Annotated in this window: 22 protein-coding genes; 15 read left to right on the forward strand and 7 right to left on the reverse strand. The window is 68.3% G+C overall.

Going from position 1 to position 23,704, the window contains the following annotated elements; all coding sequences use genetic code 11:
* Window positions 1-116: 116 nt before the first annotated feature.
* From ACYYG1_RS15865 to ACYYG1_RS15935, 15 genes are all read left to right on the forward strand, one after another.
* Window positions 117-1,529, forward strand: a complete 1,413-nt coding sequence (locus ACYYG1_RS15865) for a sigma-54-dependent transcriptional regulator (RefSeq protein ID WP_461211311.1) — start codon at window positions 117-119, stop codon at window positions 1,527-1,529.
* 496 nt (window positions 1,530-2,025) lie between these two features.
* Window positions 2,026-2,196 carry a Flp family type IVb pilin gene (locus tag ACYYG1_RS15870; RefSeq protein WP_461211312.1) on the forward strand — a complete coding sequence of 57 codons (171 nt, stop codon included), beginning with the start codon at window positions 2,026-2,028 and terminating at the stop codon, window positions 2,194-2,196.
* Between the two features lie 140 nt (window positions 2,197-2,336).
* Window positions 2,337-2,888 carry an A24 family peptidase gene (locus ACYYG1_RS15875; RefSeq protein ID WP_461211313.1) on the forward strand — a complete coding sequence of 184 codons (552 nt, stop codon included), beginning with the start codon at window positions 2,337-2,339 and terminating at the stop codon, window positions 2,886-2,888.
* Window positions 2,889-2,897: 9 nt separating this feature from the next.
* Window positions 2,898-3,737 (forward strand): Flp pilus assembly protein CpaB, encoded by an 840-nt coding sequence (gene cpaB, locus ACYYG1_RS15880; RefSeq protein ID WP_461211314.1) that lies wholly within the window; start codon window positions 2,898-2,900, stop codon window positions 3,735-3,737.
* Complete coding sequence (locus ACYYG1_RS15885; protein ID WP_461211315.1) at window positions 3,721-5,196, forward strand: type II and III secretion system protein family protein; 1,476 nt, start codon at window positions 3,721-3,723, stop codon at window positions 5,194-5,196. The genes cpaB and ACYYG1_RS15885 overlap by 17 nt, the downstream gene beginning before the upstream one ends.
* Window positions 5,193-5,456, forward strand: a complete 264-nt coding sequence (locus ACYYG1_RS15890; RefSeq protein WP_461211316.1) for a hypothetical protein — start codon at window positions 5,193-5,195, stop codon at window positions 5,454-5,456. Before ACYYG1_RS15885 ends, ACYYG1_RS15890 begins: the two co-directional genes overlap by 4 nt.
* Before the next feature lie 22 nt (window positions 5,457-5,478).
* Window positions 5,479-6,705, forward strand: a complete 1,227-nt coding sequence (locus ACYYG1_RS15895) for a CpaE/TadZ family protein (RefSeq protein ID WP_461211317.1) — start codon at window positions 5,479-5,481, stop codon at window positions 6,703-6,705.
* Window positions 6,706-6,707: 2 nt separating this feature from the next.
* Window positions 6,708-8,180, forward strand: coding sequence for a TadA family conjugal transfer-associated ATPase (locus ACYYG1_RS15900; RefSeq protein ID WP_461211318.1), 1,473 nt, complete (start codon window positions 6,708-6,710; stop codon window positions 8,178-8,180).
* Complete coding sequence (locus ACYYG1_RS15905) at window positions 8,180-9,142, forward strand: type II secretion system F family protein (protein WP_461211337.1); 963 nt, start codon at window positions 8,180-8,182, stop codon at window positions 9,140-9,142. The genes ACYYG1_RS15900 and ACYYG1_RS15905 overlap by 1 nt, the downstream gene beginning before the upstream one ends.
* A gap of 12 nt (window positions 9,143-9,154) precedes the next feature.
* Window positions 9,155-10,087 (forward strand): type II secretion system F family protein, encoded by a 933-nt coding sequence (locus ACYYG1_RS15910; protein ID WP_461211319.1) that lies wholly within the window; start codon window positions 9,155-9,157, stop codon window positions 10,085-10,087.
* Window positions 10,088-10,124: 37 nt separating this feature from the next.
* Window positions 10,125-11,681, forward strand: a complete 1,557-nt coding sequence (locus tag ACYYG1_RS15915; RefSeq protein WP_461211320.1) for an SPOR domain-containing protein — start codon at window positions 10,125-10,127, stop codon at window positions 11,679-11,681.
* Between the two features lie 19 nt (window positions 11,682-11,700).
* Complete coding sequence (locus ACYYG1_RS15920; RefSeq protein ID WP_461211321.1) at window positions 11,701-12,087, forward strand: TadE/TadG family type IV pilus assembly protein; 387 nt, start codon at window positions 11,701-11,703, stop codon at window positions 12,085-12,087.
* A complete protein-coding gene (locus tag ACYYG1_RS15925) occupies window positions 12,059-13,345 on the forward strand; it encodes a vWA domain-containing protein (RefSeq protein ID WP_461211338.1) in 1,287 nt (428 codons plus the stop codon). Before ACYYG1_RS15920 ends, ACYYG1_RS15925 begins: the two co-directional genes overlap by 29 nt.
* A gap of 133 nt (window positions 13,346-13,478) precedes the next feature.
* Complete coding sequence (locus ACYYG1_RS15930) at window positions 13,479-13,901, forward strand: TadE/TadG family type IV pilus assembly protein (protein ID WP_461211322.1); 423 nt, start codon at window positions 13,479-13,481, stop codon at window positions 13,899-13,901.
* 106 nt (window positions 13,902-14,007) lie between these two features.
* On the forward strand, window positions 14,008-16,311 hold the full coding sequence (locus ACYYG1_RS15935; RefSeq protein ID WP_461211323.1) for a PAS domain-containing hybrid sensor histidine kinase/response regulator: 2,304 nt from the start codon (window positions 14,008-14,010) through the stop codon (window positions 16,309-16,311).
* Between the two features lie 137 nt (window positions 16,312-16,448).
* Here the strand turns inward: ACYYG1_RS15935 and ACYYG1_RS15940 are convergent, their stop codons facing one another.
* The 7 genes from ACYYG1_RS15940 to ACYYG1_RS15970 form a co-directional block, all read right to left on the reverse strand.
* Window positions 16,449-16,724: an HU family DNA-binding protein gene (locus tag ACYYG1_RS15940; RefSeq protein ID WP_461211324.1), complete on the reverse strand. Its 276-nt coding sequence runs from the start codon at window positions 16,722-16,724 to the stop codon at window positions 16,449-16,451.
* A 276-nt stretch (window positions 16,725-17,000) separates the two neighbouring features.
* Window positions 17,001-17,696: a response regulator gene (locus ACYYG1_RS15945; protein WP_461211325.1), complete on the reverse strand. Its 696-nt coding sequence runs from the start codon at window positions 17,694-17,696 to the stop codon at window positions 17,001-17,003.
* A gap of 257 nt (window positions 17,697-17,953) precedes the next feature.
* Window positions 17,954-18,451, reverse strand: coding sequence for a GNAT family N-acetyltransferase (locus tag ACYYG1_RS15950; RefSeq protein WP_461211326.1), 498 nt, complete (start codon window positions 18,449-18,451; stop codon window positions 17,954-17,956).
* The gene (locus ACYYG1_RS15955; RefSeq protein ID WP_461211327.1) at window positions 18,415-19,041 is read right to left on the reverse strand and encodes an NYN domain-containing protein; all 627 of its coding nucleotides are present in this window, start codon (window positions 19,039-19,041) and stop codon (window positions 18,415-18,417) included. Before ACYYG1_RS15955 ends, ACYYG1_RS15950 begins: the two co-directional genes overlap by 37 nt.
* A 119-nt stretch (window positions 19,042-19,160) precedes the next feature.
* Entirely contained in the window at window positions 19,161-20,354 is a 1,194-nt protein-coding gene (locus ACYYG1_RS15960) for a M20 family metallopeptidase (RefSeq protein ID WP_461211328.1), read from the reverse strand.
* Between the two features lie 2 nt (window positions 20,355-20,356).
* Window positions 20,357-21,931, reverse strand: coding sequence for a KamA family radical SAM protein (locus ACYYG1_RS15965; protein ID WP_461211329.1), 1,575 nt, complete (start codon window positions 21,929-21,931; stop codon window positions 20,357-20,359).
* Window positions 21,932-21,949: 18 nt separating this feature from the next.
* Complete coding sequence (locus tag ACYYG1_RS15970) at window positions 21,950-23,341, reverse strand: ATP-grasp domain-containing protein (protein ID WP_461211330.1); 1,392 nt, start codon at window positions 23,339-23,341, stop codon at window positions 21,950-21,952.
* Between the last annotated feature and the right edge of the window lie 363 nt (window positions 23,342-23,704).

Raw genomic sequence — 23,704 nt, forward strand, 5'->3', positions numbered from 1 at the left:
CGTACCCCAACCAAGGGCGGCATGACCACGCTCATTTCATGGCCTACTGTCAGGTGATAACCATCTCAGCACAGTCGGGGGTTTCAAATCTATAAATTTTAGATTATGATGTCCGCATGAAGGCCCGCATCCTTATCATAGAGGACGACGCCGCGTTCCGCGCCATGCTCACCGAGGCCCTGGGGGACCGAGGGTACGAGATCAAGGCCGTGGGCCGCGCCGAGGACGGGCTGGACATGGCCCGCTCCGCCCCCTTCGATCTGGTGCTCACGGACGTCAAGCTGCCGGGCATGTCCGGGGTGGAGGCCATCCCGCATCTGCGCGAGGCCTCACCTAGCTCGGACATCATCGTCATGACCGCCTACTCCTCCAAGGAGACGGCCGTGGAGGCCGTGCGCCGGGGGGCCTACGACTATTTCTCCAAGCCCTTCAGCCTGGGCGAACTGGACGTGGTGGTGCGCCGCGCCCTGGACAAGCGCCGCCTGCAGAACGAGGTCACGGCCCTGCGCGAGACCCTGCGCCGCGAGGGACCGGCCATGCGCATCATCGGCGGCTCCCCGGCCATGGCCGAGGTCCGGTCCATGATCGAACGCGTGGCGCCGCTGGATTCCACGGTGCTGATCACGGGCGAATCGGGCACGGGCAAGGAGCTGGCAGCCGAGACCATCCGCGCCCTGTCCCCGCGCGCGGGCGCGCCCTTCATCCGCGTGAACTGCGCGGCCATCCCCGAACACCTGGTGGAAAACGAGCTCTTCGGCCATGAAAAAGGGGCCTTCACCGGGGCCTCGGGCGCGCAGCCCGGCAAGTTCGAGCTGGCCCACACGGGCACCATCCTGCTGGACGAAATCGGGGACATGCCGCTGGCCGTCCAGCCCAAGCTCCTGCGCGCCGTGGAGCAGAAACAGGTGGAACGCCTGGGCGCGCGCAGGCCCCTCGACGTGGACGTGCGCATCGTGGCCGCCACCAACCAGCCCCTGGCCCAGCTGGTGCGCGAAAAGACCTTCCGCGAGGATCTCTTCTACCGCCTGTCCGTGGCCGTGGTGGAGCTGCCGCCCCTGCGCGCGCGGCGCGAGGACATCCCCCAGCTGGCCCGGCATTTCCTGTCCAAGGTCCGGGCCTCCCTGGGCCTGGACGTGCGGGACATCAGCCCCCAGGCCATGGACGCCCTCACGGCCCACCACTGGCCCGGCAACGTGCGCCAGCTGGCCAACGTGCTGGAGCGGGCCTGCATCACCGCAGCGAGCGGCCTCCTGGAGGCCGCGGACGTGGCCCGGGCCCTGGACCAGGGCTCGAAACCCCTGGGCGCCCCCGCCCCTCCCGCACCCGCCGGGCCGGGCGAACCCGACCCGGGCCAGGGACCCATGGACCTGCGCGAAACCCTGCGCCGAACCGAGCGCGACCTGCTGGTGGCGGCCCTGCGCCGCACAGGCGGCAAGCAGACCGAGGCCGCCGCCCTCCTGGGCCTGAGCCCCAAGAACCTCTGGGCCAAGCTGCGCAAGCACGACCTGGACCCCAAAGCCCTTTCCTGACCCTCTTGGCGGCCCTTAGTCTACAAATTGTAGATCAGCCGCCCGCCCCGACTTTGTCAGAATAACAATCTGTCATCACAGCATTTTTATCAAAAGCATCGCACTATGGCCGCGCTTGAAACTGGCGTTGACCATGCCGTCGCCAATACTCTACAATTTCTAGATAATCCTAGCGAAATTCTAAAAACATATTTATATTCAAATTGTTATCCAACAAATTCATTCACACGCCGCAAAGCGAACTCTACGATCTGTAGACTTTTCCCCCGCCGCATCCGGCCCGGCCAGGGCTCCCCATGGCGCGGACCGCTCCGTCCTGGCTGAAAATCAATATTTTTTCATAAATGATTTCATCATATTATAAAGCATATCAGTTTAATCAGGAACCTGCGCACGGGCCGTGGCACAGGCATTGCCTAGGGGGAGTCAAGGCGCGGCTAAGGAGCCCGCCCCATACAGGCACAACACCGGAACCCCAAGCCAAGGAGCCAAGACAATGAAGACCCTGCTGCACCTTATCCGCAACGAAGAAGGCGTGACCGCTCTGGAATATGGCATGATCGCCGCCCTGATCGCCGCCGTCGTCGTGGGCACCGTGACCACCCTGGGCACCAGCATCAACACCGCTTTCGAGAAGGTGTCCACCGCCCTGACGCCCGCGAGCTAATTCCAACAACCGCGCGGGACGTATTTCGCGCTTTTCCCAAGCGCAGAGCGGACGGGGCCGGGTATCCCCCCTCATCCCCCGGCCCCGTCCGCATCCCGGGCGACCTCCCATCCCCGGCGTCCCGCAGAAGGAGGCTTCTCATGGACGCCCTGCAACACCTCGTCCTCTTCGCCATCCTGGTCGCGGCCTCGGTCTTCGACCTCCGCGAGCGGCGCATCCCAAACCGGCTGACCTACCCGGCCATGCTGCTGGCCCTGGCCTGGAACGCCGCCCTCGGCGGACCGACCGGCCTGCTCAATTCCTTCTACGGCCTGGGCCTGGGGCTCGGCGTCATGCTCATCCCCTACCTTATGGGGGTCATGGGCGCGGGCGACGTGAAGCTCATGGCCGCCGCCGGGGCCTTCCTGGGGCCCCAGGGCGCGCTGGCCGCCTTCATCTTCACCTCCCTGGCCGGGGGCGTGTACGCCCTGGTGGTGCTCTCCCTGCACATGACCGTCTTCAAGCGCGTGGCCTCGTCCATCAAGGACTCCATGGGCCTCATGGCCGTCACGGGGCGCTGGATCTACTCGCCCCAGGACACCGAGGGCGCCCTGCCCAAGCTGGCCTACGGCGTGGCCATCGCCGTGGGCACCACGGCCGCCATGATCTACAGCCACACCGCCGGCGCGTTCCTGCCCGCCGGGCTGGCCTAGGAGGACGCCATGCGCAAGACGGCCCTGATACAGATTTCCCTGGCCCTGGTCCTGGCCCTGGCAGCCGGAGTGGTCATCTTCAAGTGGATGGACGCCCGCATGAACCAGACCGCCCAGGCCAAGCCCGAATCCCGCGTGATGCTCATGGTCGCGGCCAAGGACTTAAAGCGCGGCGCGCGCCTCACCGCCGAGGCCCTGCGCGCGGCCCCGTTCCTGGCCGAGAGCGCGCCCAGCGGCGCGTTCAAGGACACCGAGGAGCTCGTGGGCCGGGTGCTGGGCACGGACCTGGGCGCGGGCGAGCCCGTGACCCTCTCCCGCCTGCTGGACGACGGCGCGCCCTACGCGGGCGTCAGCGCCATGATCTCCCCAGGCAAGCGCGCCGTGGCCGTGAAGGGCAACAAGGTCCTGGGCCTGTCGGGCTTCATCCGCCCGGGCAACCACGTGGACGTACTGGTGACCATTGACGTGCGCAAGCAGGACAAGGACGTGGCCGTGACCAAGACCGTGCTCGAGGACGTGCGCGTCATCGCCACGGGCACGGAGCTGGAGGTCCAGGGCGACGACGGCGCCACCTCTTCCGTGGACACCTACACCCTGGAGCTTTCCACCCACGAGAGCGAGAAGCTGGCCCTGGCCGCCACGCGCGGCACCCTGCACTTCGCCCTGCGCAACCCGGCGGACAGCGCCGTGGTGGCCACCGAGGGCGTGGACGTGGCCAGGCTGCTCGCGTCCCTGAACGTTCCCCAGCGAGGCACGGGCAAGGTCGCCGCTCCCCGGCGCACCAGCGTGGAGATCATCACCGGCACCAGCCGCAAGACCGTGAGGTTCCGCCATGCAGACGCCCGCTGAGAACTACGCCCCGCGCGCGGCCGTGGTCCTGACCTCGCTGCTAGCGCTGTTGCTGGCCGTCCTGCTGGTCCTGGCCGCCTCGGGCCGGGTCCACGCCGCCGAGAGCGCCTTCACGCCCTCGTCCATCCGCCTCACCGTGGGCAAGTCCATGGTCCTGGACAGCTCCGAGGCCATCCGGCGCATCTCCGTGGCCGACCCCGAGACAGCGGACATCCTGCTCATCTCCCCGCACCAGGTCTACCTCACGGGCAAGCGCCCCGGGGCCACGAACCTGACCCTGTGGGGCGACGGCGAGCGCGTGTCGCGCATCTACGACGTGAACGTGTCCCCGGACGTGGCGCGGCTCAAGGAAATGCTGCACCGCGTGCTGCCCGGGGAGAAGAACATCAAGGTCATGGCCGCCGGCGAAGCCATCACCCTCTCGGGCACCGTGACCAGCACCACCAGCCTGGGCACGGCCGTAGACCTGGCCGAGCTCTACGCCCCGGACAAGGTCGCCAACCTGCTCTCCGTGGGCGGGGTGCACCAGGTCATGCTGGAGGTCAAGGTGGCGGAGATGAACCGCTTTGTGGTGGAGCACCTGGGCATCGACCTGGCCTACAGCTCGGGCGAAAGCTTCGTGTTCTCGCTCCTCAACGACCTCTTCTCCCTGGACAGCGAGAACGGGGTCCTGGGCGTGGCGGGGTCCTCGATCAAGATCAGTCCCGCGCGCAACGGCCTCTTCAGCATGGGCAGCGGCCAGACCACCCTCACGGGCTTCCTGGACGTGCTCAAGCAGAACGGCCTGGCCAAGGTCCTGGCCGAGCCCACCCTGGTCTGCCGCAGCGGCGAGGAGGCCAAGTTCCTGGCCGGCGGCGAGATCCCCGTTCCCGAGCCCCAGGCCCTGGGCACCGTGTCCGTCCGGTACAAGCCTTACGGCGTGGCCCTGGCCTTCACCCCCATGGTCTTGTCCGAGGAGCGCATCAGCCTGCAAGTCTTCCCCGAGGTCTCGGAGCTGGACTACACCAACGCCATAGACCTGGACGGCTTTAGCGTCCCGGCCATCACCAGCCGCCGAACCTCCACCACCGTGGAACTGGGCGACGGCCAAAGCTTCGCCATCGCCGGTCTGCTGCAGAACCAGGTGCGCGAGGACGTGAAGAAGTACCCCGTTCTGGGCGACATCCCCATCCTGGGCACCCTGTTCCGCTCCAGCGAATACCAGAAGAACGAAAGCGAACTGGTGATCATCGTCACCCCGCATCTGGCCAAGCCCATGGAGATGGCCCAGGGCTCCCTGCCCACGGACCACTTCAAGGAACCCAACGAGCTGGACTTCTTCCTCTTCGGCAAGATGGAAGGCGACGCGGACGAAAGCACCCCGCCCCCCTCCATCCGCCCGGCCGCCGCGCGGCAGGGCCAAAGCCCGGCCACGGGCATGGACGGAGAATTCGGACATATCCTGGAGCAGCAGCCATGAAGACCATGATCCTCCTCACCGCCCTGTGCTGCGCGGCCCTAACGGGCTGTGTGCAAGAGCAGAAGCAGATGGAATTCGGCATCGCCTACCGCAACCAATTGGCTGCCCAAACAGTGAATCCCGAACCCGCCGAGGCCACGCCCGTCATGGGCCTGGACGGCCAGCGCGCCCAGGAAATCTTCAAGGCCTACCGCACCCCGGCCCAGGAGCAGGAGTCCGCCACGACCCTGCAGGACAGCGACAGCAACGGGTCCAAGTAAGGAAGCCAAGAAGGGAGTCGATATGAGCACCAGCTATCCCGCCACATTGATACTCAAGAGCGCCCGAGCGGCCGAGGAACTCGGCACCCTGGTGGACGCCCATCCCCGCTTCCACACCCGCGCGGCCAAGGGCGACCCGGCCGGGCTGGTCATCTTGGAGCTGGACGGCGCCGCTGGCGGCCTGGACCGGGCCGAGCGCCTGGTGGCCGAGGGCCGCGCCGCCGAGGTCTTCGTGACCTCCACGGTCAAGGACCCGGACCTGATCATCGCGGCCATGCGCGCCGGGGTCAGCGAATTCCTGGCCTGGCCCCTGGAGCCCAAGGACCTGGCCGCGGCCCTGGACCGCTTCACCGCCCGCCGGGGCAAGGCCCCGGAAACCCGCGCCCCGTCCGGCCCCAAGGGCCGCTTGGTGCACGTGCTGGGCGTCAAGGGCGGCGTGGGCGCCACCACCCTGGCCGTGAACCTGGCCGCCGAAGTGCGCCGGGCCGCCCCGGACCGGGGCGTGGCCCTGGTGGACGCGGCCCTGCCCCTGGGCGAGATCCCGCTCTTCCTGGACCTGGACTACGCCTACACCTGGGCCGAGGCCGTGCGCGACACCTCGCGCCTGGACGCCACCTTCATGGAAGGCCTCATGGTGCGCCACGCCAGCGGCCTGGACGTGCTCTGCGCCCCGGACCACATCGAGGACGCGGCGTCCCTGCGCCCCGATGGCCTGGCCGCGGCCCTGAAGCTGCTGCGAACCATGTATCCCCTGGTGGTGGTGGACGGCAGCCCCTATCTGGACGACCTTTCCCTGGCCGCGGTGCGCGAGGCCGACGAGGTGCTGCTGGTCACGGAACTGTCCCTGCCCGGGCTGTCCGTGGTGCGCAGGCTCCTGGAGAGCTTCGCCAACCTGGACCAGGGCCTGTCCGACAAGGTGCGCCTCGTGGTTTCGCGCCACCAGGCCAGGGGCGGCATCGACCCGGCCGAGGCCGAGAAGCTCCTGGGCGTGCCCGTGTTCCACAAGATCGCCAACGACTATCCCGGAACCCTGGAGGCCGTGAACCAGGGCGCGCCCCTGTTCCAGGCCGCGCCCAAATCCCCGGCCGCCAAGGACATCGCCGCCCTGGCCGCGCGCTACGCGCGCGGCTGCGAGGCCAAGGAGCGCTCCGGGCTCCTGGCCCGGTTCCTGACGCGGCGCAAGACCGGCCAAAACGCGGAAGCCGGGGCGGCCCTGTCCAGCGGCCTGGCCGCGCAGGCGGGGAGCTGACCATGGATCTCGAGCACAGGCTGACCCGCGGCGCCCGCCTGGGCGGCCCCGCGCCCGCGCCGCCGAGGCCCTCGGTCGAGGCGGCCGTCACGGCCCCCGAGAGCGTGCGCAGGCCCGAGCCGGTCGCTTCGCCCGCGCCCGAGGCCATGCCCGCGACGACCGAGACCGCGCCCGAGTCCGGCCCCCGCGACGAGAACTATTACGAGATCAAGGCCCAGGTGCACCAGCGGCTCATCGACTCCCTGGACCTCACGGCCGTGGAGGAACTGGCCCCGGACAAGCTGCGCTCCGAGATCGCGCGCCTGGTGGAAAAGATCCTGCGCGAGGAATTCCGCAGCACACCCATGAACGCGGCGGACCGCCGCCGGGCCGTGGCCGAGATCCAGGACGAGGTCCTGGGCCTCGGGCCCCTGGAGCCCCTGCTCCAGGACCCCACGGTGTCGGACATCCTGGTCAACAACTACAACAACGTCTACGTGGAGCGGCGCGGCAAGCTCGCCCGCGTGCAGACGCGCTTCCGCGACGACGCGCACCTGAAGAAGATCATCGACCGCATCGTCTCGCGCATCGGCCGCCGGGTGGACGAGGCCTCGCCCATGGTGGACGCCCGCCTGGAAGACGGCAGCCGCGTCAACGCCATCATCCCGCCCCTGGCCCTGGACGGGCCCAGCCTGTCCATCCGCCGTTTTTCCCGCGACCCCCTGGAGCTGGACGACCTCATCCGCTACGGGGCCCTGACCCGCGACATGGGCGAGGTCCTCAAGGGCGTGGTGCATTCGCGCCTGAACATCATCGTCTCCGGCGGCACGGGCTCGGGCAAGACCACCATGCTCAACTGCATGTCCCGCTTCGTGCCCCACGACGAGCGCATCGTGACCATCGAGGACGCGGCGGAGCTGCAGCTCAAGCAGGACCACGTGGTGCGCCTGGAGACCCGCCCGGCCAACATCGAGGGCCAGGGCGAAATCACGGCCCGGGACCTGGTCAAGAACTGCCTGCGCATGCGCCCGGACCGCATCATCGTGGGCGAGGTGCGCGGCGGCGAGGTTCTGGACATGCTCCAGGCCATGAACACCGGCCACGACGGGTCCCTGACCACCATCCACGCCAACACCCCGCGCGACGCCCTGATGCGCCTGGAGACCATGGTGGCCATGGCCGGGCTGAACATCACGGGCGAGTCGCTGAAGCGCTACATCGCCTCGGCCGTGGACATCATCGTGCAGGTGGCGCGCCTGTCCGACGGCTCGCGCAAGATGATCAGCTTCCAGGAGATCACGGGCATGGAAGGCGACGCCATCACCATGCAGGAGATCTTCAGCTTCAAGCAGACGGGCCTGACCAGCGAGGGCAAGGTCCGGGGGCTGTTCCGGCCCATGGGCGTCAGGCCCCGCTTCTCCGAGCGGCTGGAGGCCATGGGCGTGGCCCTGGACGGCAGCCTCTTCGATCCCTACGCGGGGCAGGAGGAGCCGTGATGTCCATGACTCTGGCCGTGATCCTGGTGGCCGTCCTGGCCTCCTTCGTCCTCTGCCTGGGGCTCTCCAACCTGCTCCTCGCTGGCCGGAAGGCCCGCGCGAGCCGCGTGCGCGGCAGGCTGGACGCCCTGGCCGGCGTGGGCCGGGGCCCGGACATCGAGCGCCACCGCCGGATATCCGAAGTGCCCTGGCTGGAGCGGGCCCTGGCCGGGCGCGGCTGGATCCGCAGCCTGGACGCCATGCTGGAGCAGGGCCGCGTGAACATCAACGTGGGCACCCTGGTGCTCATGAGCCTGACCCTGGGCGCGGCGACCCTAGCCGTGGCGCGCCTGGCCACGGACATCTTCCTGCTGCGCCTGGCCGTGGGCGCGGCCCTGGCCGCCCTGCCCTTCCTCTACGTACGCAGGCGCAAGAACAAGCGGATGACGAAATTCTCGGCCCAGCTGGCCGACGCCCTGGGCCTCATCGGCCGGGCCCTCAAGGCCGGGCACGCCTTCAACCAGGGCATGCGCATGGTGGCCGACGAGTTCGAGGACCCCATCGGCCCGGAATTTCACAAGACCCTGGAAGAGATCAATTTCGGCGTGCCCGTGGACCAGGCCCTGGTGAACCTCACCGAGCGCGTGGACTGCCCGGACCTGAAGTTCTTCGTGGTTTCCGTGAACATCCAGCGCGAGACGGGCGGCAACCTCGCGGAGATCGTCTCCAACATCGCCCACCTGGTGCGCGAGCGGTTCAAGTTCCAGGGCCGGGTGCAGGTCCTGGCCGCCGAGGGCAAGCTCACGGCCTACATCCTGCTGGCCCTGCCCTTCGCCATCGGCCTGGTCATCAACCTCATCAACCCGGGCTACATGGCCGGGCTGTACGAATCCGGCCCCGGCCGCGTCATGCTGACCATGGCCGGCGTTCAGATGGCCCTGGGGGCCGTGGCCCTCAAGAAGCTCATCACCATCAGGGTCTGAGGAGAACGAGGCATGGACTTCAACACCATCGCACCGTTGGCCGCCGCCGGGCTGGGCTTCGTGTCCGTGCTGCTGTTGGGCTTCGCGGCTCTGGGCGCGGCCGGGAACCACGGCCGCTCCGCGCGCCTCAAGCGCCGCCTGTCCGGCGAAGCCGCCGAGCCGGCCCAGGGCCTTGCCCGGGCCCTGGCCTCTGGGGCGCGACGCCTGGGCGAACGCCTGGGGCCCAAGGACGAGGACGAGCTGGGCAAAACCGCCGCCGACCTGATGCGCGCCGGGTTCACGGGCGGCAACGCCCCGGCCGTGTTCTGGGGCGCCAAGACCGCCCTGACCCTCGCCGGCCTGCTGGCCGGGGCCGGGCTGCGCATGCTCCTGCCCGAGAGCGCTCCGGCCGGGGCCCAGGCCATGGCCTTCGTGCTCCCCGCGGCCGTGTGCCTGTACCTGCCCAACCTCTGGCTGCGTACGTGCGCCAAGAACCGCCGCCGCGAGATCATCAACGCCATGCCCGACTGCCTGGACCTCCTGGTGGTCTGCGTGGAGGCGGGCATGGGCCTGGACCAGGCCCTGTCGCGTGTGGGCGGGGAATTGCGCCTGACCAGCCCGGTGCTGGCCGACGAGCTGCGCACCGTGAGCCTGGAGCTGCGCGCGGGCAAGGGCCGCAGCGACGCCCTGCGCAATCTGGCCCGGCGCGTGGCCGTGGACGACATCACCAGCCTGGTGACCCTCATCGTGCAGGCCGACGCCTTCGGCACCAGCGTGGCCCAGACCCTGCGCGTGTATTCGGATTCCCTGCGCACCACGCGCTACCAGCGCGCCGAGGAGATCGCCGCCAAGATGCCGGTGAAGATTCTCTTCCCCCTGATTTTCTTCATTCTCCCGGCGCTGTTCGTGGTCATCATGGGCCCGGCCGGACTGAAACTTTTGGCTGTATTCGACAAGATGGGCTAGGCCCCGGCCGCGCCCCACAGACAACGGAGGTATGACCATGTCCAGACACGCCATCCTGCTCATCGCCGCCCTGGCGGCCGTGACGATCCTGGGGGGATGCTCGGCCAAGACCGCGCCGGGCGGCTCCGGGATGTCCCTCATGGAGCGCTACCACAGCGGCATGGACCTCATGGGCGACGAGGCCGGGTCCGGTACCGATGCCGCCCGGGCCCACCTGATGCGGGGCCTGAACTACCAGAACATGGGCCGCACGGAACTGGCCTTCGAGCAGTTCTCCCGCGCCGCCGCCCTGGACCCCGACCTGGCCGAAGCCCGCTTCCGCAGGGGCCAGACCCTGCTCGTCCGGGGCATGTCCGCCCAGGCCCTGGCCGACTTCGAAGCCGTGATGGAAAAAATGCCCGACTTCGCCCCGGCCCACGCGGCCGCCGGGCAGATCTATTTCGACAACGCCCTGTACCCCGAGGCCGAGAAGCATCTCTCCAAGGCCCTGGCCCTGGACCCGACCCTGGTGGACTGCCACGTGCGCCTGGGCGTGATCCGCAACTACCAGGGGGACCACCAGGGGGCGCTCGCGGCCTTCAACGCGGCCCTGGCCATGGACCCCATGAACGGCGGCGTGCACAACAACATCGGCATGACCATGTCCATGATGGGCGACGACGAGGGGGCCGTGGGCGCCTTCCGCACGGCCCTGCGCCTGGGCGCGCCCTCGGCCCGGGCCTACAACAACATGGGACTGGCCCTGGCCCGGCTCAAGCGCTGGCGCGAGGCCCTGGAAGCCTTCCGCTGCGCCGGGGGCGAGGCCGCGGCCTACAACAACCTGGGCTACCTCTACTTCCTGGACGAGGACTACGCCCGCGCCGTGGCCGCGTTCCAGCGGGCCATCGAGCTTGAGCCCAGCTACTACACCCGGGCCAGCGAGAACCTCAAGCGCGCCCGCCTGGCCCTGGCCTTCGCGGCGTCGGAACACCCGGCGGCCCCGGCCTACGCGACGGACATTCCGACCCTGGACGCCGGGGACGCGAACCTGCAGGGCGCGTACGCCCTGCCCGACGGCCCCCTGGCCCTGGCGGGCGGCGCTCCCGGCCCGGCCCTGGTCCCCGCGGCCCCCGAGGCCGTCGCGCCCAGGCAGCAGCCCTTCGCGGCTCAGGCCATCCCGGCGGCTCCGGCCCAGGCCACGGTGCGACCCGCCCCGCACGGCGCGCTGTCGGCCCCGGCGACCCCGGCCGCCTTCAGCCCGGCCGCGCCCGTGCGGCCCGCCGCCGTCGCCGCCCCCGAAACGGCCCCGTCGGCCGCCGCCGCGGCTTTCGCCCCGGGGCCGCAGCCCGACCAACCCATGTACACCCTGCACCAGAGCTCCTGGCATTCCCGCCAGCGGGCCGAGGAGGTGGCCGCGCGCCTGGCCGGAGCCGGGCACACGCCCTACGTGCTGCACGTCGACCTGCCGGGCAAGGGCGAGTGGTACCGCGTCACCGTGGGCATGTTCGGGACCGTTTCCGAGGCCCGCGAACGCCTGGCCGAGCTCAAGGGGAGCGAGGGCTTCGACGAACTGCGCATCGTGCGCAGGCAGCGCTACGAAATCCCCGCCAGCTAGACGGCGAGCGGAGAAGGACATGAGACACGCCCTGACATCCGAACGTGGCCTGGCCGCCCTGGAGGCGGCCCTGATCCTGCCTCTGTTGGCCGGGTTCCTGTATTTCCTGGTGGAGGGCACCACGGTCATCATGACCTATTCGGCCTTGTCCGAGGCCAGCCGCGTGGCCGCGCGCCAGGTGCTGCTCACGGGCGAGGACTCGGGCATCCAGGACCTTGTGGGCAGCCTGCTGCCGGAATTGAACGCCGATGGCCTGAGCACTTCGGTGAACTACGAAGACTCCGGAAACACCGTCACAGTGGAGATCAGCTATGACTACCAGACGCTTTTCAGCGACACCCCCGTTGGCGAAACCGTGGAGCCGCTTGTTTCGCTGGTTGCGCGAACGAGCATGCCCGCGCCCTAGCGGCCCCATCCGCGGGATCATACGCGACAGCGCCGGAGCCACGGCCGCCCTGGTGGCGGTGCTGATCCCGGCGGTGATCGGCCTGGCGGGCCTGGGCCTGGATTCGGCCCAGCTCTACCACGCCCATTCGCGCCTGCAATCCGCCGTGGACGCCGCGGCCCTGGCCGCCAGCCTGGAGCTGCCCTACGACCCCGACATGGACCAGGGCATCGTGAACCAGGCCGCCGAGACCTACTTGGCTAAGAACTACGACAGCGCGGTGCTGGACAGCGTGGCGGCCGGGGCCCAGGCCCGCAGCGTGAAGATCGAGGCCCACGCCGAGGTGCCGATGATGCTCCTGGACGTGGTGGGCATCGCCTCCAGCACGGTCAAGGCCTCGGCCACGGCCGGGTTCAACAACCTGGAGCTGGTCTTCGTCATCGACAACTCCGGCAGCATGCGGGGCTCGCCCATCACCCAGGCCAACGCCGCGGCCGAAAGCCTCGTGGACCTGATCATCCCCGAGGGCAAGGAATGCATGGTCAAGGCCGGGCTCGTGCCCTTCAGGGGCAAGGTCCGCCTGTCCTCGGGCGTGGACGGCCTGGAAGCGGGCTGCCGCAACGCCGACGGCACCTACAACTGGGACCTCCTTGAGGAATACGAGAAGCCCGAATACCGCTATCCCACGGACAGCCGCCTGCGCGTGAGCACGGGCACCTGCTCCTCCATCCCGGAGGTCATGCCCCTGACCTCGGACCGCGACGCCGTGGTGGCGGCCATCAACTCCCAGGACGCCAGCGGCACGGCCTCGGGCACGGTCATCTCCGAGGGCCTCAAGTGGGGACGCCACGTGCTGACCCCGGAGGAACCCTTCTCCCAGGGCTCGGACAGCGACGACATGCGCAAGGTCATGATCCTGCTCACGGACGGGGACACCGAGGACGGCAGATGCGGCGGCACGCACACGGTGAGCTACACGCCCAACGTCTACTGGACCAACGCCTACTACGGCATGCTGGACATGGAGTCCCACTGCGAGAACGGCGGAGTCCTGAACCAGGCCATGCTGGACGAGGCCCAGCTGGCCAAGGACGCGGGCATCGAGATCTTCTGCGTTCGCTACGGGGACTCGGACTACGTGGACGTGGACCTCATGAAGCGGATCGCCTCCAGCAGCACGGGCACGACCGACCACTACTTCGACGCGCCCTCGGCCTACGACCTGGACGACATATTCAAGAAAATCGGCCGTCAACTCGGCTGGAGACTGCTCCACTAGTCCCGCACGACGCGCGCGGCCCGGGAAGCCGCGCGCGCGGGACGGAGTCGGGGAGGTACACGCCATGCAGCACGGGACAGGATCGGGATTCCGACCGACATGCAGGGCTTGGCCGGGCGAATTGGGAACCAGCGTGCTGGAATTCGCCCTGGTCCTGCCCGTGCTGCTGGCAATGTGCTTCAGCCTCGTGGAGGCGGGCAACATCTACTTCGCCTCGGCCACGGTGGACAAGGCCGCCCAGGTGGGCGCGCGCTACGCGGTCACGGGCGTGGGCCACGACGACGGCACGCGCGTCACCCTCATCACCCAGGCCGCCGAGGCCATCACCGCCAGCCTGCCCGGGACGGCCCAGGTGTCCGTGCGCTCCTGGGGCGCGGGCGACTTCAACGGCGACGGCCGCGACGACGACCCGGGCTGCCCCTGCGAACTGGTGGAGGTCCGCGTGACCTACGGCTACACCCCCGTGACCCCCATCATCGGCGAACTCATCGCCGACGGCCTGACTCTCACGGGCAGGGAACGCATGATCAACGAGCCCTGGCTGCCCTGCGACTGACCTCCCCTTCCCCCCGGCCAAGCGCGCCCCTGGACGTTTTACGCCGCACAGGGAAAATGCTAGCATGACTGCGGTGTTGTCCCCAACGTCCCATGGGAACCTGCGCATGGAAACACGACTCAGCCTGCTCCTGGCGGTCTCCTCCGAGGACCTCGCCGCCCTGCTGGCCGCCGGGCTGGCCGACGCGGGCCTGCCCGCCGCCTACGCCCTGGCCCCGACCCCCGGCGATTTCTCCCGCGCCCTCATCGAGGAACCGTGGGACGTGGTGGTTTCCGAGGAGTCCGTGGGCGGCATGCACTGGAAGGAGGTCCTGGCCCTGACCCGTTCCTGGGGCCCGGACACGCCCTTCGTCCTGCTCCTGCCCGAGCCCTCCCAGGACGCGGCCCTGGCCGCCCTGAAGGCGGGCGCCAACGACGTGCTCTGCGCGGACGACTGGCGCGCACCCGGGGTCATCCTCCGCCTGCTGCGCGAATCCCGCACCCGCCGCGACCGGACCGAGCGCATGGACTGCCTGGAACAGGACAAGCAGACCTTCCAGAGCATGATCGACAACTCCGTGCTGGGCATCTTCCGCTGCGCGCCGTGGGGCTCCGTGACGATCTTCAACCCGGCCCTGGCCCGCATCCTGGGCTTCGATTCCGCCGAGGACATGGACGCCGCCCTGGACCGCGACCGCCTGCTCCCGGGCATCGACCGGCAGGTCCTGGAGACGCTCCTGTTCATGGTCCGCACCCAGCATGCGGTCACGGACCACGAGACCCAGGTGACCCGCCCCGACGGCTCGCGCGTCTGGATCTCCGTCAACGCCCGGGCCATCGTCGGCCCCGAGGGCGAGATCAGCGCCATCGAGGGCGCGGTGGAGAATATCCAGAAGCGCAAGGCCATGGAATCCATGATCATCCGCGCGAAACAGGAATGGGAGAAGACCTTCGACAGCGTCCCGGACATCATCGCGGTCCTGGACGCGGACCTGCACGTCAGGCGCATGAACATGACCCTGGCCTCGCGCCTGGGCGGGCACCCCAGGGACCTGGTGGGCAGGCCCTGTTCCGAGCTCCTGGACCCGCCGGACGAGGCCCCGGAGGTCAGCGCGCGCATCCGCGAGATGAGCGGCTCCCAGGCCCGCACCGAGGAGTTGCACATCCCGGCCCTGGGCGGCTGGTTCCTGGTCACGGTGTCGCCCTTCTTCCCGGACGGGGACGTGGACGCGGGGCAGGACGGCTACGTGCTGGTGGCCCACGACGTGAGCCGCCGCAAGGACCTGGAACTGCAGCTCCGCCGCTCCCAGAAGCTGGAGGCCATCGGCACCCTGGCCGGAGGCATCGCCCACGATTTCAACAACATCCTCGGCGTGATGATGGGCTACACCGAGATGAGCCTGGAAGACGCGCCTGAGCATTCGCCCCTGTCCCGCCGCCTGGACCAGGTCCTGGCCGCCGGACGCCGGGCACGGGACCTGGTGCACCAGATCCTGACCTTCAGCCGCCAGGAGGAGATGGACCTCCAGCCCCTCAAACTGGACACGGTGGTCAAGGAGGTGGCCAAGCTCCTGCGGGCGTCGCTGCCCGCCGGGGTGAGCATCCAGCTGGATCTGGCCCCGGAGGCGGGGGCCGTGCTGGCCAACCTCTCGCAGATGCACCAGGTGCTCATGAACCTCTGCACCAACGCGGCCCACGCCATGCGCGAGAACGGCGGCACGCTGCGCATCGCCCTGCGCGAGGCGGAAAAGGACGACCAGCCCCCGGCGCGGCGGCCGAACCTCGGGCCCGGCCCCTTCGTCCGCCTGACCGTGGCCGACAAGGGCCACGGCATCCCGCCGGAGCTCCTGGACAAGGTCTTCGACCCCTTCTTCACCACCAAGGGCCCGGACGAGGGCACGGGCATGGGCCTGGCCATGGTCCACGGCATCGTCACCGGGCACAACGGCGCCATCGACGTGGCCAGCGAGCCGGGACGGGGCACCTGCTTCACCGTGCACCTGCCCGTGTGCCGCCAGGCCCCTGGACCGGACCGGGCCGCGCAGGAGCCCGGCCTCCTCGCGGGCGGGCGGGCCCTGTTCGTGGACGACGAGCCCGAGCTGGCCGCCATCGGCGCGGAAATGCTTCAGAGCCTGGGCTTTTCCGCCGAAGCGGCCACGGACCCCCTGGCCGCGCTGGCCCTGTTCCAGGACAAGCCCGAGGCCTTCGACCTGGTGGTCACGGACCAGAGCATGCCCGGCCTCTCGGGCACGGACCTGGCCAAACGCATGCTCGAGGCCCGGGAGGACCTCGCCGTGGTGCTCTGCTCTGGCTATTCCGAGGGGCTGTCGCCGGACAAGACCAGGGCCCTGGGCATCGGGGCCTTTCTGCAGAAGCCGTTCATGAGGGACGACCTGACCCGGGCGGTGCGCCGGGCCCTGGGCGAGGACTGAAAAACGCAAAGCGAACGCGCCGATCAGGCCCGCTGGCCTGTCCGGCGCGTTCATGTGTAAACGGAGACACGTCCCCCCCGGGCCGTGTCCTCCGCCCCCCCTGGAGAGACGCCGTTGGACGCGGCATCGCTCCCTCTTTAGGAAATGGAACCCTTGATCTTCTTGCCCATGGTGTACTTGACCACCTTGCAGGCCGGAATCCGGATGGCTTCCCCGGTGCCGGGATTGCGGCCCGTACGGGCGGCCCGCTTCACGACCTTGAAGGAACCGAAACCGGTAAATATGGCGGAATCCCCTTGAATCAACGCTTCGCGGGCGGAATCGATGATCGTGTCCAAGACCTTCTCGGCCTGGACTTTCGTCTCCAGTTCGCCCTTTTCTTTGATCATTTCGACCAGTCCTGCCTTCGTCATTCCTACGTACCTTCCTGTTGAAATGAGTAGCTTCCCGTTTTTTTGGATACGGGAACAGGACTGTTTGTGTACATAGGGGGATAAACCAAATGCCTGGGATTTCTCCTCAGCCCGAAATCAGACGGCTGCGCCCCGACAGGAAGTTTAGTATCAAAAAACCCTTGTCCCGCAGGCAAGATTGTCGGCATTTGCTCAATAGATAGGGAAAACCCCCAGACAATAATGGGTGTTTCCCCCACGGGCAGGGAAGGAATCTGGGAAAAAACGGGAGAAACGCTACAGGGGTTCGCCTGAATCGATCCACAGATCCAGGTCGATGAGCCCGAGACGGGCGGCGTAGCGGATGAGTTCGATGTTGCTGTGCAGGTTCAGCTTCTTCATCAGGTTGGCGCGGTGGTTCTCCGCGGTCTTGGGGCTGATGAAGAGTTTCTCGGCGATGTCACGCGAGGACAGGCCCTCGGCCAACAGGCGCATGACCTCCTGCTCGCGCGGGGTCAGGGTTCCGTAGTCCGCGTCACGCGAGGGCCCCTTTTGCAGGGGGGCGTGCATCAGGCTCTCCACCACTGTGGGGGACACGGAGCTGTCCAGGAAGTAGTCGCCCTCGACCACGTTGGCCAGGCCCTTGAGCAGGCCCTCGGAGGCGGACTCCTTGACCAGGTAGCCCGAGGCGCCGGCCTTGAAGGCCTCGGCGATGTGCTCGATCTTGGAGTGCATGCTGACGATGATGACCTTGAGCATGGGCAGGATCTGCTTCAGGTCCCGGGTCAGGCGGATGCCGTTGATGTCCGGCAGGGAGATGTCCACCAGGGCCATGTTCGGCAAGTGCTCCTTGGCGGCCAGGATGCCCTCGCGGCCATTGCCGGCCTCGGCCACCACCTCGTAGTGCGAATCGCGCTTGAGGATGGCCTTGAGCCCTTCCCTGAACATGGGGTGGTCATCCACGATGAGGATGCTGATCTTCTCTTCCTTCACGACCGTCTCCTTGCAACGTACTCCGGCCGACTATGCCGCAACCGCACCGGGAACGCATCCCCCCCCGGGCCGCATGAACCTCGCGCCCGCGCGCGCCGCAGAGGAACTACCCAGAATACGAAAAAAAACAACGTGCTGCAAATCCCGGCTGTTGAGGGGGGAGAATACACACCCCGCCCGAGGGACGCAAGACTTGGAAGCGCAAACATCGGGATACAGCCAGTGAAAAATCCGCGTCCCACAGGGATATTTACCGATCACGCCCGGGCCGTCAGGGGCAGGCGCATCTCGTTGGTGCCAGCGAAACCGTGGGCCGCGTACAGTCCGCGCCCGGCTTCGCTGGCGTGCAGGCTGACCAGGGCGGCGCCCCGCGAAGCCGCGAATTCCACCGCCCGGCGCAGGAGCATTCCCGCCAGGCCCCGGCGGCGGTGCTCCGGCTCCGTCCACATGCTGGAGACGTAGGCCTGGACCCCGGCCAGGGCGAAGGGCTTGGGCGGCAGGCGCTGGAGGGTCGCGGCGCAGCAGGCCACGGCGGCGCCGTCCCCGTCCTCGGCCAGCCAGAACGCGGCCTCCTCGCGCGCCAGGGCCGGGCCCCAGAAAGCGTGGTCCGCCCGGGCCAGGACCACGGGGTCCGTGTCGCAGAACGTGGCGAACATCCGGGCCCTGCACCTGAAGAGCACGTCCAGGTCCCCGGGGCCGCCCCGGCGCGGTTCGTAGCCTAAGCCTTGGGTCTGTAGTCGTTGTGGTCCAGGCATGCCGCGTACTCCTCCCGGCTGAGGGGAATCCAGTCCGTCTTGTCGATGCCCTGCTTGTTGGCGTATTCCGGGCTCGCCGGATAGGCCGAGGCGATCTTGATCCAGCGGTCCTGCTCCATGGATATCTCGCGCACCTCGTCGGCGGCCTCGGCCAGGTCCTGGTCCTGGCTGAACACCAGGAGCACGTCGCTCTCCCCGCGCCGCGCGTGGCGCACCAGGTCCAGGGCGATGCGCACGTCCACGCCCTTTTCCTGCCCCACCAGGGCGGTCTCGGTGCCGCCCCCCGGGAGTTCGATGAGCTGGTTGCGGTACTTCAACCGCCGGGTGACGTTGACGACCCCGGCCCTGCCCATGGCCGCCAGCTTGTTGCTCCAGAACCCGTGCCAGAAGGGATTGTCCTCGGCGCTGGGCAGGCCGGTGTAGAAGCGCACGCCCATGAGCCGCCAGCCCATCCGCACGCACACCGCCCGGGCCAGGAGCAGGGGATCGTAGCTGGGCCAGGTATGGCCGAACGCATATTTTGCCGCGTGAAACAGATTCTGGCCGTCGAAATAGGCCATCGCTCGTTTAACTTCCGGTTCTTTGGGCACTTAACCTCCATGAAAGCCTGCCCCCAGGGAATGCAAAACCCCGCCGGAGGCCTTGCGGCTGGTCCGACGGGGAGCAAATGATATACTTGCCTACTGCCAACCTATAGAGACTGTCAAGACTATACCGCAAGCGCGCCCCCACCGCCGGCGGCGTCCCAGGCCCGGCGCACGGCCACGGCGGCCAGGGCCGCCCGCGCGGCCAGGCTGTCCACCAGCATGAATTCCTCGGGAGAATGGTCGCGCGCGCCGCACGGCCCCATGCCGTCCACCACCGGGCACCCGGCCAGGGCGATGTAGTTGGCGTCGGAAACCCCGCCCCGGTAATCTTCCACAACGGGCAGGTCCAGCTCCCGCCCGGCCCGGGCCACGTGGGCGAAGAGCGCCCGGTTGGCCGCGCCCTGCTCCATGGGCGGGCGGCCGGGGCGGATGTCCACATCCACCCGCGTGCCGGGCACATGGGGCCGGGCGGCCAGGGCCAGGATCGCCTCGCGCAGGGCCTCGCCGTCCTCGGCCAGCGGGTAGCGGCACTCAACCAGGGCCTCCGCCTCGGGCGCCACGGTGTTGGGCCCCAGCCCTCCCCGTACCACGCCCGCGTTGACGGTCACGCCCCGGGGCAGATCGTTCAAGGCCTCCAGGGCGATGATCTGGTGGGCCAGCTCCAGCACGGCGCTGGCCTTGGGCGCGTCCAGGTTGCCCGAATGCCCGGCCCGCCCCAGGGCGCGCAGCACGTAGCCCGTGCGGCCCTTGCGGCCCGTGCAGGTCTCGCCGGACAGGCCCGCGCATTCGAAGACCATGGCCAGGGCGCTCTCCCGGGCCAGATCCGAGATCAGGTCCCTGGATTCGGTCGAGCCCGTCTCCTCGTCGGAGTTGAAGACGAAGGCCACGGGCATGTCCGCCAGCAGCCCGGCCGCGTCCAGGGCGCGCAGGGCGTAGATGCCCGCCACCAGGCCGCCCTTCATGTCCGCCACGCCCGGGCCGACGACTCGGTCCCCCTGGCGCCGAAAGCCCTCGAAGCAGCCGTCGTTGGGAAACACCGTATCCATGTGGCCGCAGAACAGGACGCCCTTGCCCCGGTTCTCGCGGGCCGCCGGGGACAGGGCCACCAGGTTGTCGCCCACCCCGTCGCGAGGATGGCGCTCCACGCCGAAGCCCATGTCCGCCATGACCCCGGCCACCACCATGCCCACGGCGTCCACCCCGGCCTTGTTGGCGGTGTGGGAATTGATGCGCACCATGCGCTCGAGCAGCGCGAGCATCTCCTCCTGCCGGCTCTTGAGCCAGTTGTGGACATATGTGGCGCAGAGTTCCGCCACGGCTACTCCTTGCCGTACTTGTTGAAGGCGAAGTCCGAGTCGTCGGCGTACAGTTCGGGCACGGCGTCGGGGTACGCGGTCTCCTCGCCGCTCCAGGGCTTGCGCAGAATCACGTTGCCCTTCTCGTCGTGGCGCACCACGTTGTCCCGGTGCAGGGGCACCTTGCCCCCGGCCGCAGCGATGTAGCGCGGGATGGCGTCGCCCGAGAGGTTGCCGTACATGCTCTCCACGATGTCCCGGCCCTTCTCGATGGGCACGCGCATGTGCGTGTACTGGGGGTTCCGGTAGGAGCAGTTGAAGATGTAGTAGGGCCGGACGTAGGCCTCCTGGATGGTCTCGCAGAGCTTCCACATCTTGGTCTTGGAGTCGTTGATGCCCCGCAGCAGCACGGCCTGGTTCAACACGGCCATGACCCGGCGCGAGATGTCCTTGAAGGCCTTTTGGGACACCGGGGTGATCTCCTGGGCCGTATTGATCTGCGTGACCACGCGCACGGGACCGCGCTCGTTGGACTCCTCCAGGATGTCCAGGAGCTCGGCGTCCACGCGCTGAGGCGTGGTCACGGGCACGCGGGTGCCCAGGCGCTTCAAATTCACGTGGTCGATGGCGTCCAGCTCGCCGAGGAGCCAGCGCAGGTTGTCGTTGTTGAGCATGAAGGCGTCGCCGCCGGTGATGAGCACGTCGCGGATGCGCTCGTTGCCCCGGATGTAGTCCAAGGCCTCGCCGTAGGCCTCGCGGGAGAAGGTGCGATCGGCCTTGCCGATGTGGGCGATGCGCAGGCAGTGGGTGCAGTACATGGCGCAGATGTTGGTGACCTTCACCGAGAGCACCCGGGGATAGAACTGGTCGATGAGCCGGGCCGGGGAATGGTCGCTGGCCACCGGGGGCAGCTCGACGCCCACGTTGTCCACCATCTCCGCCGTGGGCACGGCCTGCAGGAGCACCGGATCGTTGGCCACGCCGGGGCGGATCAGGCTGGCGTAGTACGGGGTCAGGCGCATGCGGTACTTTTCGGTGATGCGCGTCACGTCGCGGATGGTGTCCGCGGGCAGGTCCACGCATTTGGCCAGGGTCTCGACGTCGTTGATGGCGTTGGTCAGCTGGCCGGAAAAGGAATTCCAGGTCTCGTCCGAGAGGTTCAGGACCCGCTTTATGCGCGCCTGGTTCTCCTGGATCACGTCCCAGAGCTCGATGCCGCTGGGCGCTTCCACGTCCTTGGCGGCCAGATATTCCTCCACGCGGGGGTTGGCCTGGGCCATGACCTCCAGGGCGCGGCCCACGCGGCCGCCCACGGTCACCCCGTGCTCGTCGATGTCCGCATGCCTGGCGCACAACGCCTCCAGGTCGGAGCGGGACAGGCCGAAGGCCTCGTACCCCAGCCCCTGGCCGGCGCGAAGGTCCTTCAGGGCCTTGAACAGGCGCACGATGGGCGCGGTGCCCTTGGCCTCGCGGGCCTCGGCCAGGAGCGCGGCCACGTCCCGGGCCACGGCCTCGCCGGCCGGGCCGGAAGCGCCGGAAAGCCCGTCCAGGAGATCCCTGGTGAATCCGTCCAAAGCCGCTCCGCTGTCCTGTGCCACGTCGATCCTCCTTGATTCTCAAGAGCCCCGGATGCAGGACTCCAATTTTTTGCGCCCCCTGCAGAGGGCCGAAAGCATGCCTTCGCGCGACGCGCCCACGGCGGCCACGCGCCCCATGAACGTCCCGGGCAGCACGTCCACGTCCGCACCCACGTGCTCCAGGATCACATGCCCGCTCTTGCCGCCCCCGGCCACGCGCCGGAACAGCTCCCGCTCGGGCAGGCGCTGGGGCAGGCAGCCGTTGGTGCGCACGCAGTTGAACTCGATCTTGTGGTTGAAGGTGCCCCAGTGCAGGGTTCCCTCGGCCGCGGCCTCGTGGTCCGGCTCCCGGGTGTTGGCCGGGAAGAAACCGTCCAGCACGGCCCAGATTTCCAGTTCCGGCATGTTGGGCGCGCCCTCGGGCAGCAGATGCTCCAGGGCGCAGCAGTACTCCATGGTCGTGCCCTGTTTGCGCGGGTTGACCTCGATGAAATAGATGTCCCCGGCCCTGTCCACGATGTAGTCGCAGCCGAAGATGCCGCGAAAGCCCAATTCCCCCAGCTTGCGGCCCACGGCGCGCGTGTGCTCGCGCAGGCGGCGCTGCACCTCGGCGGGCAGGCGCGAGGGGAAGGTGGAGCCGCGGAACTTGTTGCCGTCCATGATGTTCATGTCCGCAACGCCGCCGATGAAGACCTCGTCCGCGTTGCCCACCACGCCGAGGACCGTGGGGTCCCAGTCGTGGGGATGGTAGCGCGAGAGCAGATAGCGGCCGCCCGGATCCTGGAACTTCTCCTCGGCCTGGGGCAGCTCGCGCACCACGCGGCTGGCCACGCCGCCCGCGCTGTAGGCGCAGGACACGAAGACCCCGTTGCGGCCCGTGCCGAGCATCCCGGCGCAGCGCTCCAGCATGGCGTCCCGGCCCTGGCAGATGGCGAAATCCACCACCGGCGCGACCTCGGACAGGGCCTCGTACTGCCAGGTCTTGTCGTTCATGCCGTAGACGAGCTCGGCGTCGGGCCCGAGCAGCGTCAGGCCGGGGATGTCGTGCAGCAGATGGAACTCGGGGCGGGACTCGAACATCCAGACGAAGACCCGCTCCTGGCGCTCGGCCAGCATACGGGCCAGGGAACGCACGTAGCGGCTGGCGGAGATGTGGGCCACGAAGGGCCCGGAGCTCACGCGCTCGGCCTCGCCGCCCCCCAGGACCACGCGCGGACGCCTGGCCCAGGGGTTGATGACGATGACGTTCTCGAAGGGATATCGGCTGAGGATGTCCGGACAGATGCCGATGGGCTTGAACGGACGGCCGAAGCGACGCTCAAGCCCCTGGCGGACGAACTCGTTGAGCCCGAAGGCCTTGATCTCGCCGATATACAAAAAATAGTCGACGCCCGATTCCAGTCGGACGTTCTCGAAGCAGACCCGTTCCATTGCCCACTCTCACACGGTCAGTATGGGTTTGTGATAGGAGCTTGCGTCTTGGAACGCAAGCCTCGGCAGCACGAATTGCCTGTTTCCAGACCTCTTTTTCGACCGCGACGGCCATCCTATGCACAAGACATGCTGTTTTGAACGCTTTGCCCCGAATTCCTGCATCTGCCGGGGCGCGGGCCCCGGCGACCGAACAACGGGGCGAAAGCACGGGTCCTGGATTCACCAAATTTGTCCAAATGTTGCATCTTGATTCACTAAAATGTCCACAATGGGAAACGCGATCGGCGCCCTTCGGGAGCCCCGTCGTGGGACGCGTGATTATTTTTCGCCCAGGCACCATGCAACACGTTGAAATACAAA

The sequence above is a fragment of the Desulfocurvus sp. DL1XJH-121 genome, from assembly GCF_054819825.1.

Bases quoted from the DNA above. Each gene is read 5' to 3' on its own strand.
- ACYYG1_RS15865 (WP_461211311.1), top strand. From the start codon at position 117: ATGAAGGCCCGCATCCTTATCATAGAGGACGACGCCGCGTTCCGCGCC.
- ACYYG1_RS15870 (WP_461211312.1), top strand. From the start codon at position 2,026: ATGAAGACCCTGCTGCACCTTATCCGCAACGAAGAAGGCGTGACCGCT.
- ACYYG1_RS15875 (WP_461211313.1), top strand. From the start codon at position 2,337: ATGGACGCCCTGCAACACCTCGTCCTCTTCGCCATCCTGGTCGCGGCC.
- cpaB (WP_461211314.1), top strand. From the start codon at position 2,898: ATGCGCAAGACGGCCCTGATACAGATTTCCCTGGCCCTGGTCCTGGCC.
- ACYYG1_RS15885 (WP_461211315.1), top strand. From the start codon at position 3,721: ATGCAGACGCCCGCTGAGAACTACGCCCCGCGCGCGGCCGTGGTCCTG.
- ACYYG1_RS15890 (WP_461211316.1), top strand. From the start codon at position 5,193: ATGAAGACCATGATCCTCCTCACCGCCCTGTGCTGCGCGGCCCTAACG.
- ACYYG1_RS15895 (WP_461211317.1), top strand. From the start codon at position 5,479: ATGAGCACCAGCTATCCCGCCACATTGATACTCAAGAGCGCCCGAGCG.
- ACYYG1_RS15900 (WP_461211318.1), top strand. From the start codon at position 6,708: ATGGATCTCGAGCACAGGCTGACCCGCGGCGCCCGCCTGGGCGGCCCC.
- ACYYG1_RS15905 (WP_461211337.1), top strand. From the start codon at position 8,180: ATGTCCATGACTCTGGCCGTGATCCTGGTGGCCGTCCTGGCCTCCTTC.
- ACYYG1_RS15910 (WP_461211319.1), top strand. From the start codon at position 9,155: ATGGACTTCAACACCATCGCACCGTTGGCCGCCGCCGGGCTGGGCTTC.
- ACYYG1_RS15915 (WP_461211320.1), top strand. From the start codon at position 10,125: ATGTCCAGACACGCCATCCTGCTCATCGCCGCCCTGGCGGCCGTGACG.
- ACYYG1_RS15920 (WP_461211321.1), top strand. From the start codon at position 11,701: ATGAGACACGCCCTGACATCCGAACGTGGCCTGGCCGCCCTGGAGGCG.
- ACYYG1_RS15935 (WP_461211323.1), top strand. From the start codon at position 14,008: ATGGAAACACGACTCAGCCTGCTCCTGGCGGTCTCCTCCGAGGACCTC.
- ACYYG1_RS15940 (WP_461211324.1), bottom strand. From the start codon at position 16,724: ATGACGAAGGCAGGACTGGTCGAAATGATCAAAGAAAAGGGCGAACTG.
- ACYYG1_RS15950 (WP_461211326.1), bottom strand. From the start codon at position 18,451: ATGCCTGGACCACAACGACTACAGACCCAAGGCTTAGGCTACGAACCG.
- ACYYG1_RS15970 (WP_461211330.1), bottom strand. From the start codon at position 23,341: ATGGAACGGGTCTGCTTCGAGAACGTCCGACTGGAATCGGGCGTCGAC.